Genomic DNA, 12,151 nt, shown 5'->3' with positions numbered 1-12,151 from the left:
CACAGCTTTCGTTCTCCGGCCGTTTGTCCAACCCGTTCTCTGCCTGAAGTCCTTTGTTTTGACGAATTTAAATCCGTCAAAAACGTTTCTGCTGCCATGAGTTTTGTCATGATGGATGGTCAGTCACACCAACTGCTGGATATTGCCCCCAATCGGCAACTCTCTTCTCTACGAACCTATTTTTCTCGGTATTCCATAGAGGAAAGAGCGAAGGTTCGCTTAGTTGTCACAGATTTCTATACACCTTATCGAACGCTTGTAAAGGAGTGTTTTCCTCATGCCCATATTGTCGCTGACCGTTTTCATATTGCCCAGCATATTGCTCGGACTTTTTTAAAACACAGAATACAGCGTATGAAACAGTTTCGCCCGGATCAGTTCCAATATAAACAGCTGAAGCGGTATTGGAGACTTCTTCAAAAAAATGCATGGTCTCTCGATTATACGAAGTCAAGATGGCATCCTTCATTCAGAGCCTATCTGACAGAATCAGAGCTTGTCGATCGCCTGCTTGGGTATGATGAAGAGCTGAATGCAAGTTATCAGCTGTATCAATCCTTCTTATCTACCATTAAGCATCGGGATGTTGCTCTCTTTTGCCAGTTGCTAAGGAAGAACAAGAAGGACCTTCCGGAAGTCTATCACACCCCCCTGACTACCTTTAGAAAGTACAAACAGGAGATCAAACGAGCCCTGCGTGTGCCTTATTCTAATGGACCGTTGGAATGCTTAAATAATCATAGTAAAGTATTGAAGCGGATATCTTATGGCTTTCGTAATTTCAATAATTTTAGAGAAAGGATTTTCCTTTATAGAGGAACGTATTTCAAAGAAGTTAAAAAGAACCCTCATTAACAGAATCCATGCATGAAAAACAAGCAGCTAGGTAGGTGCCCACCTAACTGCTTGGCTTTATTCTCTTGTATTTCTTTCACCAACACTAGTTGACAATGAGCCTGTTTTTCTAATCATTTTGTTCAGATACTGACTTTCCCCGGAAATAAATAAAGAACCCTTGAAAATCAAGGGTTCCCCGAACTGCTCTATTTAACAGCATCTTTCAACGCTTTACCTGGTTTGAACGCAGGTACTTTACTTGCAGCGATTTGGATTTCTTTACCAGTTTGTGGGTTGCGTCCTTTACGTGCAGCACGTTCGCGGACTTCAAAGTTACCAAAACCGATTAATTGAACTTTCTCACCTTTAGCAAGAGTTTCTTGGATTGTTGAAAATACAGCATCTACCGCTGCGGTTGCGTCTTTTTTTGTTAAGCCAGTTGAAGATGCAACATTTTCGATTAATTCTGCTTTGTTTGCCATGGATTATTTCACCTCCTCCATAAGGATAGGATATCTAAAATAGACATCAAATGTATTTTGACTTTGAGTGGTCCAAAGACAAAATATAAATATTGAATCGGATCAATATTCTGTTAACAAGATATCATAGGAAACTAGTAATAGCAAGGGATTTAACGCTATTTAAATAGTTTTTTTTGAAAAATCATCAAATATTCCAATATGTTTGAACATTTGATGACATTATGGTAAAATGCACTATTTTCGCCTTCTTGGGATAATTTTAATCGGTGTTCCTTCAAAAGTGAACGCATTTCGAATTTGATTCTCTAAAAAACGAGCATATGAAAAATGCATCAGTTCTTCTTCGTTTACAAAAATAACAAAAGTCGGCGGTTTAACCGCAACCTGAGTCGCATAAAAAATCTTCAATCTTTTGCCTTTGTCTGTTGGTGTTGGATTAATTGCTATCGCATCCATGATCACATCATTCAGTAAAGCTGATGGAATCCTCAGATTTTGATTCATACTGACTGTTTCAATCAGCTCCGGCAATTTGTTTAGCCGTTGTTTTGTAAGTGCTGAGACAAAAATAATCGGTGCGTAATCAAGATATTGGAACTCGTCACGAATTTCTTCTTCGAATTCACGCATCGTATTTGTTTCTTTCTTAACCGTATCCCATTTGTTGACAACAATCACAATGCCGCGACCAGCCTCATGTGCATAGCCTGCAACTTTTTTATCCTGTTCTCTAATTCCTTCTTCGGCATTCAGAACCATTAAAACAATATCTGACCGTTCAATTGCCCGCATTGCCCGCATCACACTGTATTTTTCAGTTGTCTCATACACTTTGCCGCGTTTACGCATACCTGCTGTGTCGATCATTAAAAATTTCTGACCATCTTCTGATTCAAAATACGTATCAATTGCATCTCGAGTTGTTCCTTCTATCTCTGAAACTATTACTCGATCTTCACCTAAAATTGCATTGATTAAAGAAGACTTTCCAACATTTGGACGTCCAATCAAACTGAATTTGATCAGCCCTTCTTCCTCTTCTTCCGTTTCCGTAGAGAAATGCTTCACTGCTTCATCTAAAACATCTCCGATTCCCAAGCCATGGCTGCCTGATACAGGAAACGGTTCCCCAAGTCCTAAAGCGTAAAACTCATAAATTTCTGCCCGCATTTCAGGGTTGTCAACTTTATTAACAGCTAAAATAACCGGCTTATTGCTTCTATATAATATCTTTGCCACCATTTCATCTGCATCTGTGACACTCTCACGACCACTGACGACTAAAATGATAACGTCTGCTTCATCGATCGCAATCTCAGCCTGATGCTTAATCTGCTCCATGAAAGGCTCATCACCTAAATCAATTCCACCAGTATCAATAATGCTGAATTCACGGCCAAGCCATTCACCTTTTGCATAAATTCTATCTCTTGTCACTCCTGGAGTATCTTCTACAATTGAGATACGTTCACCAGCTATACGGTTAAAAATTGTCGATTTGCCGACATTAGGTCGACCAACAATTGCTATTGTAGGATTTGCCATATAAAACTACCTCCTTGACAGTTTTCAATCTTGTCTAGTTTACCTCATAATTCAATGATTATGCAAGAAAAACTCAAAGAACATGTCAGATTATGGATTGAAAGATTATAATCGTCAATAAATGCAAGAATTTTTTTTATATTTCTTCTGGTATAGAATACACTTATATATTTATGATCAAAAAAATCCTCAAAAGTTTTTTAGTAAGTAAGTTACAGCTTTTTCCAATGGAAAAAGCTTAAAATTAATATTCCTGATGCCATTTCTGAAAGAAAGCAAATATCTCTATCTATTTCATCGATGATGCCACAGACATGCTATAAAGGAAGGCTAATTTCACCACCAGCTTATTTTTTTACTGCACATTCTTTTGAATGCGAAAACATTCTAATTGAATGCTATGAATATCTTTAGTTTGTTTTCATTTTACATATTTTCATATATACTTTTTACCAATTTCCAAAAATTTATTTTACTAATTTGATTAATTTATCGTATTTTTAAAATAAATCCTTAATCAATAATACTTCTAATCAGTTTTAAAAAAAAGTCAGTTTTTTCTACTTGTTTGAAAACAGGTTGCTTTTTACTTATAATGATAGTATAAAAGAAACTTTAAGTAAGGGGGCGTTTTGTATGTATAATAATGATGAAAATTCAACCATGCCAGTAGGTCCTCTTTCTCTAGGTATAGAGGCGGTCTATTATTCTTCTGATATAGAAAAGACATTACATTGGTTTGATACATTTCTCGGCTGGCTGACAAAAGTGGAAAAAAGAGATGCATCTGGTTTAGCTGCTTACGGTTTAGCCTATACGATTCCCTTCCAGTATTTTTACGATAGGTCACAAAAATCGGTGAAAATCCATATATTTAAAGGAGAGCCAAGAAAAGAACTTGTCTCTATTATTCCTACGATAAAATTAGATAAACTAGTTGCATTTGTAAATAAAGCCTCTAACAATACGCCTTGTGTAATCAAACGTACTGATGATGGAATAAATTACGTGGAATTAACTACAGTGGATGGCTCAATTTTGACTTTTTATCAAAAATCATCCAAATCCAATTTTGATAGTTGACTAACAAAAAAGCTGCAGAAAACCAATCGGGTTTCCTGCAGCTTTTATTTCACTATTACTCGTCCTCTGTCTCCTGAGCTTTTAATTGATCACCAAGTATATCTCCCATGGTGAAGCCAGTATTTTCTTCAGGTAATTCATATTCCTGTACTTCTTTAGGCTCTTCCTGCATTTCAGGTTTCGCTTCTAATGCTTTAATACTCAAAGCTATACGATGCTCCTCTTCATTTACATCGAGCACCTTCACTTTAATTTCGTCACCTTCATGTAAAACTTCATGTGGTGTTGCAATGTGTTTGTGAGAAATTTGAGAAATATGAACAAGTCCTTCCACACCTGGGAATACTTCAACAAATCCGCCAAAGCTTGTCAAACGTTTTACAATTCCATCAAGAACAGCACCCACAGGAGCTTTTTCTTCAATATCTGTCCAAGGTCCAGGCAGCGTTTCTTTGATGGATAATGAAATACGTTCTTCATCAGGAGTGATTGAAAGAATTTTAACTTTCACTTCGTCTCCTACATTCAGTACATCGCTTGGTTTATCAACATGATGATGAGCGATTTCTGAAACGTGAACCAGACCGTCAATTCCGCCTAAATCAACAAATGCACCAAAATCAGTTAATCTTGCAATTTTCCCGTCTACAACATCTCCGTCATGCAGATCAGCAAGAATTTCTTTTTTGTGTTCTTCCTTCTCTGCTTCAACTACAGCTTTATGAGATAGAATCAACCGATTCTCAGAAGGTTCAATTTCAATAATTTTGAATCTCATTGTTTTTCCTTTATATTCAGAAAAATCATCGACAAAATGATCTTCGACCATTGAAGCCGGTACGAATCCTCGTACCCCAACATCAACAACCAAGCCCCCTTTTACAACGTTTGTAATCGGTGCTTCAATAATTTTGCCTGCCTGGAAATCTGTTTCGATCTCTTCCCAAACTTTTTTTGCATCTAAACGGCGCTTAGACAATAGATAACTGCCGTTCTCTTTATCTTTGCCAATTGAAGTAATAACAACCAAGTCCAGAATATCATGTACTTTTACTAAATCATTGATATCCTCTACCTGAGAAGTAGAAAGTTCTTTCGCAGGTACAACACCTTCAACACCCGCTCCCTCAATTCCGACAATTACCTGTTTGTCTTCAATTGCAAGAACCTCGCCTTTAACGATATCCCCCACGTTAACTTCCTGAACGCTATTCATTGCGTCTTCCATTGTTTCATTGCTGTTTTCTACTAGATTATCTTCTGTCATGAATACTTATCCTCCTATGCCAACAAAAATTCGTAAAAAAAGTCTCGTTTCTCTAATATTAAGGGATTTGGAGGAAAAAATAAAGCGATTTCTCTTAAATAATCATATTTTATTGATTCTAATTCGCTTTTTCACGAATAATCGACTCAATTCGTTCAACTACCTGCGAAATTGACATTCCAGTTGTATCAATTCGTACTGCATCTGCCGCCTGAACCAGCGGAGAAACTTCTCTTGTTGAATCAATCTCATCTCGACGTTCGATTTCTTTTTTTAATGTCTCGAGATCTGTAGCAATCCCTTTTTCAACATTCTCTTTATATCGTCTTTGTGCTCGTTCTTCTGCACTGGCAACAAGAAATATTTTCACTTCAGCATGCGGCAGTACAGTTGTTCCGATATCCCGACCATCCATTACGATACCACCCTTTTTGCCAATGTCCTGTTGGAGCTCAACTAGTTTTTCACGAACTTCGCGGTGTGCTGAAACGACTGAAACGGAGTTGGTAACATCTGGCTGGCGAATCAAATCGGTCACATTTTGCTGATCAATAAAAACCAGCTGACCATTCTCCTCCTGCTTAAAGGAAATTGTGTGTGTTGAAAGCAATTCGCATAATTTAGTGCCGTTATCTATTGTTACATTGTTAATAAGAGCCAGATACGTCAGAGAGCGGTACATCGCCCCTGTATCACAATAAATATAGTTTAATTTTTTTGCCAATATTTTTGCTACTGTACTTTTCCCTGATGATGCCGGACCATCAATTGCAATACTTATTTTTTTCATTTTTCTCTCCATTCCTGCCGACTGAAAAAAACATTCTTTATTATTTCAGACTTTTTTTAATATTATGCAGAAACAACCATTTCTGCTCAATCAACTGTTCATTTTTCTCTCAAAAAAACCGGGACAATAAAACCTTGTCCCAGTTTTTACTTTTATTGCACACGTAATGAATCACCGGGATGAATAATCGCATCTGCGCTTAATCCGTTCAGTTCCATTAATTGTTCAACAGTTATTCCGTTTCTCTCAGCAACCTGCTTAAATCCTTCTCCAGCAAATACCTCTGTATATAATGGTTCGACTGTATCAACAGTTGGCGTATCTGTTTGTTCGCCTTCACCTGAAGGTGCTGTACTTTCCGCCGGAGCCTCAGAAGATTGCACACTTGATTCTGCCGGAGGCGCTGTAGTCGTACTTTGTTCTGTTGATGACACTACTATGGAGGAGGAAGGTGTTGTTCCATTGCTGCTTGGTTTATCTCTTGCTACCCACCAATAAGTCCCTATAGGCAAAGCAATAATCAATAATAATAAGATAACCAAAATAGTTAAAAAGACGGTATTTCCTTTTCTATGCTGTCTCTTTTCAATTCTTGAATGCCCATTGTCTTCCTTAGTGTCATAAATCGATTGTTCCCAAGGTTCACGTGCTTCAGATTTCTTATATTTATCTTTTTTACTCACTCTATTTCCTCCTAAAATCATATCGTTTGCTATTATAACACAGCTTCCTCGGATCTGCTGAGATAAAGTTAAATTATTCATTAACTTTAAATAATCTTATTAATATTTCCTGCCATCCAGACTCAGTATTTGCAGGGGATTCAGACAATTTCTGATCATTTTCAGCAGTTGGAAATTCCAGTCCGCAGTTGTCACAGCAGCTATCTTTTCGACCGACTTTTCCTTTTTCAGAAAAGTAATCCATTACAAATATCCTTCTACAGTTTTTCGTCTGAATGTATTCAAGCATCTGATGGAGCTGATACTGTCTCTCTATTCTTTTTTCAATTAGTCGTTTTCTTAATTGATCAAATGTATATGAACCATTCAGATACCCTTCCAGCCATTTTTGTTGAATCTCACTTAATGAGTTGAAAAGTCCTTCAGAGAAATCCATTTCTGACTGAACAAGCCGTTGCAGTATTTTTAACTCCTCAGTTACTTCATTTTGAAAAAAATAATGAATAAATTCATCTCCATGCCTATATAAAAGAACAGCCTGACTTGACATTCCGTCTCTTCCGGCCCGACCAATTTCCTGAACATAATTTTCAAGACTTGCAGAACAATCATAATGAAGTATCAGCCGGATATCCGGTTTATCTATTCCCATTCCAAATGCATTGGTTGCACAAAGCAGCTGAATATCATTATCAACAAACTGCTGTTGGATTTTTCCTCTTTCAGCAGTTGAAAGTCCTCCATGATAAAATGCTGTTCTGATTCCCAACTTTTCATTTATCAAGCAGCTGATTCTCTCCGTCGTTTTTCTGGAGGTACAATAAATAATCCCGCTTTGGTTAAACTTATCCAGAAATTTAAAAAGTACAGCATCTTTATCTTCTGTCATCTCCACACTTAATGAAATATTATTTCTGTTTACCGAATAAAAATATTGTTGGATTTCTATATTTTCTTGAAACAAGTGCTGCCTGATTTCTTCTTTTACGCTGTCTGAAGCTGTTGCTGTTAATGCCAGAGTCAAAGGAAATCCTAAGATTTTTAACACGTCTTTTATTTTAACATATTCTGGTCTAAAATCCACTCCCCATTGAGAGACACAATGTGCTTCATCAATCACAAAAAGAGCCAGCTTCATTTGTTTTAGTTTTTGCATTACCGATTCATTCATCAATGATTCCGGACTGATAAACAAATATTTGTAATCTGAAAGACGACCTGATACATGTTTCTTTTCGCTATATGACAGAGAGCTGTTAAAGGCAATCACACTTCGTTCTCCTGATTTTTGTAATTGTCTCACCTGATCATCCATCAAGGAAATTAAAGGAGAAACAACAAGTACAGTTCCTTCAAGCATCCTTCCTGCAAACTGATAGCAGAGCGACTTTCCTGTACCTGTCGGTAGTACGGCAAAGGTGTTCTTTTGCTGTAGCAGCGAAGAAATAATCTCCTCTTGGCCTTCTCTAAAGTTCGAAAACCCGAATTCCAGATTTAGTATTTTTTTTAAATCCATATCTATTCCCACGTTCTTTATGTAATGTTAAAATCTGAGCCATTCGATAGCTGAAGTAATCCAAATCAGGCAGTTCTTCTTTTACTGATGTGTAGCTCCATTCCTGACAAGCTGCAGGTAAAGCTTTAAAAAAATGAATATGTTGAATTGACAACAATTGTTCAAACGAATACATTGGATTCTGAATTGCCAGCTCCAGAAGATGATCATTTATTGTACTCTGCTTCATCTGACGTATTTCACAGATTTTTTCAGAAGAATTCCCGGAAAGCAATAACTTCTTTGTCTTCAGCATACTTTGATTATTGGCAGCTTCCACTTCATCAAGCACAACTTTTTTTAGCATGACGACCTTATCAGTTGATTCAATAACTCTAAAAAAGTGATGACAAGCATTTCTTCTTACTAATTCCGATTTAAAGGCAGGATATAAATCAACTACTTGCTGCTCAGCCTTTCCATTCCAGCGATAACCAGAAAATTGCAAAGCGAAAAATTGACTCTCTTCATTAGACAACTGATCAAACACCAGTAACAGCTCCTCTCTTACTCGGTTGCCAATTGTATTCCTGTCATTATTCTTGAGAAGCTGCTTCATTTTCCATTGATAATAGGGAGAGGATTCCAAAGGAGAATAAGTATTATTTTGATAAGAAAGATTAGAGGTTACCTGAACAAAAAATTGAATCAGCCGCCAGATTTTGTTATCGATTTTGCCATATCTGTAACTATTCAGCCATTGACTTTCTTTTTTTGCTTGCAAGCTGTGTTTTTGTATACAATCTCTTCCTTTTTCAGTGATAACCGCTTCCAAATTTTCTTGTTGAAGGCTTAAAAATCCTTCTGCAACTAACTTTTGAAGAGTCGCTTGAAATTCTTCCTCTGTCAGTTCAGGAAACAGTTGAAAGAAAATTAAATTTTCATATAAAAATCCATTCATTAAAACAGAAATAGTTCGTTTCCCTTTTAAAAGATGAAAAAGGGTTGATATCTTTATCTTGTATCCCTGCTTGAATAAGGATAAAATGAATAGAGTTGTCATAGTGATCAGCCTCTCCAATAAATAAGATAGGATGTGTGATTCTTTGAAGTGTAGAATTATCCCCGATAAATGTATTGCCTGCGGACTTTGCCAAGTTTATGCTCCTTCTATTTTTGATTATACAGAAGAAGGCATTATTCTTTTTAAAAATGAGCCGCAGCAGCTTGAAATAAATGTTTCAAACACAGATCAGGCTACTCTGGACGCCGTGATCAAAGCTTACCGCAAATGTCCTGTTCGTGCAATAGAGATTGAAAAAAAAGACCGACATTTGTGCATATGATTGTTCCTATTGGAAAAAATATCCAGTATATAATTTGCTTAATAGACTTACTTGTATTCATAGATTTAAGAAATTTAACAGTCTTTTTCTTCTTCATTAAATAAAGAGGACTCAATTAGAATTGTTTTCAGCTAAATAATTATATTTCTATGCTTCGACCAACTGAGACCGCTGCTGAATAAGTAAATTACTGATAATTCTCTGCTGCTCATCACTATTTATTTCAAGCTCAATGGTTCGTTTTACTGACCATAGCTTCCAAATTCTGCATGATTTCCACCTTGAATTTCTTCAAAAGAATTGACTCAGGCAACTATTCTTTCGCTTCGGAAAATTTTTCCTGATTTAATACACTATCATTTATTTTATCAAAGTATTGCATACCCTCTTGCTAGCTTACCAATGAAGCACTAAACATTCATATCAAGATATTAGAATGTGTCCTCTATAGGCTTGAATCATACACTAATATGAAGACTCGCATCTTTTTAACTGCGGATTTAATCAAGATAAAATAACAATTAAAGAAGATAATGAATGCAAGATACGCCCTCCATCTATCATCTTTATAAAATCACTCATCAGTCCAAATTTATACGAAAAATTATCAATAACTTTCAGTATTCAGGATGAACGAATAGTATGGCTCATGACTGTTTGACAAAGTATCTAAAAAAGACCTTCACTGCCCAAAAAAGCAGGAAGGTCTTTCTTTTACAATTTTTAATGGGGATGCTTCGCTTATTTTGCGGTTGTTTGATTGCCCAGCTGATTTTGCTTTCTGCTTAACCAAGGGAGTATCTTCACATAGAACAGCATAAACACACTGCTGATAATAACTCCTTTAATTAAGTTGAATGGAACAATTGCGGCAGCGATGTAGCTTTCCATTGATCTTCCCAAAAATTCCTGTGCACTGACTCCGTAAAGTCTCAAATACAATGGCGTAATCACAAAATAATTTGCTATGCTCATAAATACAGTCATCATCAGAATACCGGTTACAATTCCGGCTGCTTTGTTTACCAGCTTATGCGAGCCTTTATTGAAGAAATAATACATCGGCAACGTGAACATTGTAGAAGCCAGGAAGCTGGCAATATCTCCGACCATGTTCTGCGGTGACGGTCCTGTCATCAACAAATGCAGCATAGAACGAATAAATGCTGTAACAATCCCAGCAAATGGACCGAATAAAAACATGCCCACCATCACCGGTATGTCACTGAAATCAATCTTTAAAAAAGGAACCGACGGCAACAATGGAAAATCAATAAATTGCAATGCTGCACCAAGAGCAGCTAACATTGCCACACCAACCATTTTTTGTACCTTACTGTTTCTCATGAAATCCTCCTGACAAGGATCCATCTTCAAACGAACCATTCAAAAAGCGAACTTTCTTTAGATGTTCCGCATTTAAACATCCTCTTACAAATCTTTCAACTGCAGAAAAAAACTCTATTTTTCTGCAGGGAAAAATAGAGTTAGAGTCATCTTATCTGAAAGAAAGCTATTCAAATAAGCCCTATCTTCTTTATCCAGACTTTACTGTCGGTATTGGAATTACACCAATTCAGCTACTTGCAATAAGTAGGTCGTGGACTATAACCACCGGTCGGGAATTACACCCTGCCCCTGAAGACGAACCTTTATTTAATTTTTAATACATCCCAATTATACATCACTTCTGCAAAAAAGCAATAGTTTAGCATCTCACAATCACGACAAAAGCATGAAAAACTATTTTATGAAGCGATAGAAAGTACAGGGGCCTTGATCATAAAATTTGCAATTGATACATAATAACCATCTATTTTTTTACTAACTATCTGCTATCAATAAAAGTGAATAGGAAACAGGCTGGCAAAATTCGAGCACAGATTAATTATTCATTGTGCTGCTATTTTGCCTCATTAAGCAGACTGCTGATTTCTTTTTTATTCAAACTGCGATATTCCCCAGGTCTAAGTCCCTGTAATGTCAGATTTCCAAATTTTTCTCTTTTTAATTTTTGCACCGGATAACCTACAGCCTGAAACATGTCTTTGACCTGATGATTTTTCCCTTCATGGATCGTCAGTTCAACAATACCGGTGTTTGTTTTCAAGTCCACTGACAGAATTTGAAAATCTGCCGGAGCCGTTCTGTAACCTTTAACGCGAACACCTTTTTTCAAAGGCTGCAAGTCATGTTTTTTAGGAAGTCCTTTTACCTTAGCCACATACACCTTGTTTACTTCGTGGCTTGGATGAATCAGCTTTTGCGAAAATTCTCCGTCATTTGTTAAAAGAATGATCCCTGATGTATCATAATCTAAACGACCAACAGGATAAATTCGCTCTTTAACACTTGGGAAAAAATCCGTAACAACTTTTCTGCCCTTATCATCAGATACAGAGGAAATAACCCCTTTTGGTTTATAAAAAAGATAATAAACATTTTCTTCCTGATAAATCGGCACATCGTCTACCTCAATCAGATCATTTCTGCTGACTTTTGTTCCCAGCTCTTTAACAATTTTTCCGTTGACCTTTACTCTTCCCCGCTCAATATATTCTTCTGCTTTTCGGCGTGAAGCAATCCCGGCATGAGCAATTACTTTTTGCAGTCTTTCCAT

Annotated in this window: 12 protein-coding genes and 1 riboswitch; of the genes, 3 read left to right on the top strand and 9 right to left on the bottom strand. The window is 36.7% G+C overall.

Annotation, left to right across the window (positions count from 1 at the left end; genetic code table 11):
* Positions 1-855 (top strand): ISL3 family transposase (locus tag IW492_RS05090; RefSeq protein WP_202066187.1); only part of this gene is annotated, 855 nt, incomplete at its 5' end.
* A 188-nt stretch (positions 856-1,043) separates the two neighbouring features.
* On the opposite strand, the gene IW492_RS05085 is transcribed toward IW492_RS05090, so the two are convergent.
* Both IW492_RS05085 and der read right to left on the bottom strand, forming a co-directional pair.
* Positions 1,044-1,319 carry an HU family DNA-binding protein gene (locus IW492_RS05085; RefSeq protein WP_069698339.1) on the bottom strand — a complete coding sequence of 92 codons (276 nt, stop codon included), beginning with the start codon at positions 1,317-1,319 and terminating at the stop codon, positions 1,044-1,046.
* Positions 1,320-1,556: 237 nt separating this feature from the next.
* Complete coding sequence (gene der, locus IW492_RS05080) at positions 1,557-2,867, bottom strand: ribosome biogenesis GTPase Der (RefSeq protein ID WP_202066185.1); 1,311 nt, start codon at positions 2,865-2,867, stop codon at positions 1,557-1,559.
* Positions 2,868-3,503: 636 nt separating this feature from the next.
* Here der and IW492_RS05075 point away from each other — a divergent pair.
* The gene (locus IW492_RS05075) at positions 3,504-3,950 is read left to right on the top strand and encodes a hypothetical protein (RefSeq protein WP_202066183.1); all 447 of its coding nucleotides are present in this window, start codon (positions 3,504-3,506) and stop codon (positions 3,948-3,950) included.
* Positions 3,951-4,005: 55 nt separating this feature from the next.
* Here IW492_RS05075 and rpsA read toward each other — a convergent pair whose 3' ends face one another.
* The 5 genes from rpsA to IW492_RS05050 all read right to left on the bottom strand — a co-directional run bounded on the left by rpsA (position 4,006) and on the right by IW492_RS05050 (position 9,248).
* Positions 4,006-5,217 (bottom strand): 30S ribosomal protein S1, encoded by a 1,212-nt coding sequence (gene rpsA, locus IW492_RS05070; RefSeq protein ID WP_202066181.1) that lies wholly within the window; start codon positions 5,215-5,217, stop codon positions 4,006-4,008.
* 118 nt (positions 5,218-5,335) lie between these two features.
* Entirely contained in the window at positions 5,336-6,007 is a 672-nt protein-coding gene (gene cmk, locus IW492_RS05065; RefSeq protein WP_202066179.1) for a (d)CMP kinase, read from the bottom strand.
* A gap of 152 nt (positions 6,008-6,159) precedes the next feature.
* Positions 6,160-6,690, bottom strand: a complete 531-nt coding sequence (locus tag IW492_RS05060; protein ID WP_202066177.1) for an SAG1386/EF1546 family surface-associated protein — start codon at positions 6,688-6,690, stop codon at positions 6,160-6,162.
* A gap of 73 nt (positions 6,691-6,763) precedes the next feature.
* The gene (locus IW492_RS05055; RefSeq protein WP_202066169.1) at positions 6,764-8,206 is read right to left on the bottom strand and encodes a RecQ family ATP-dependent DNA helicase; all 1,443 of its coding nucleotides are present in this window, start codon (positions 8,204-8,206) and stop codon (positions 6,764-6,766) included.
* Positions 8,157-9,248 carry a helix-turn-helix domain-containing protein gene (locus IW492_RS05050; RefSeq protein WP_202066167.1) on the bottom strand — a complete coding sequence of 364 codons (1,092 nt, stop codon included), beginning with the start codon at positions 9,246-9,248 and terminating at the stop codon, positions 8,157-8,159. Before IW492_RS05050 ends, IW492_RS05055 begins: the two co-directional genes overlap by 50 nt.
* Positions 9,249-9,279: 31 nt before the next feature.
* Between IW492_RS05050 and IW492_RS05045 the strand changes: the two genes are divergently transcribed.
* Positions 9,280-9,531 (top strand): ferredoxin, encoded by a 252-nt coding sequence (locus IW492_RS05045; protein ID WP_442896299.1) that lies wholly within the window; start codon positions 9,280-9,282, stop codon positions 9,529-9,531.
* A gap of 741 nt (positions 9,532-10,272) precedes the next feature.
* On the opposite strand, the gene IW492_RS05040 is transcribed toward IW492_RS05045, so the two are convergent.
* Both IW492_RS05040 and IW492_RS05035 read right to left on the bottom strand, forming a co-directional pair.
* Positions 10,273-10,878 carry an ECF transporter S component gene (locus tag IW492_RS05040; RefSeq protein WP_202066163.1) on the bottom strand — a complete coding sequence of 202 codons (606 nt, stop codon included), beginning with the start codon at positions 10,876-10,878 and terminating at the stop codon, positions 10,273-10,275.
* Positions 10,879-11,057: 179 nt separating this feature from the next.
* A riboswitch (FMN riboswitch) is annotated at positions 11,058-11,181 on the bottom strand.
* A gap of 253 nt (positions 11,182-11,434) precedes the next feature.
* A complete protein-coding gene (locus tag IW492_RS05035) occupies positions 11,435-12,151 on the bottom strand; it encodes a pseudouridine synthase (protein ID WP_202066155.1) in 717 nt (238 codons plus the stop codon).

Source organism: Enterococcus sp. BWB1-3 (assembly GCF_016745275.1).
GTDB lineage: Bacteria > Bacillota > Bacilli > Lactobacillales > Enterococcaceae > Enterococcus_L.
Note: the sequence above shows the minus strand (reverse complement) of the source record. Positions and strands in the feature narration are given on the sequence as shown.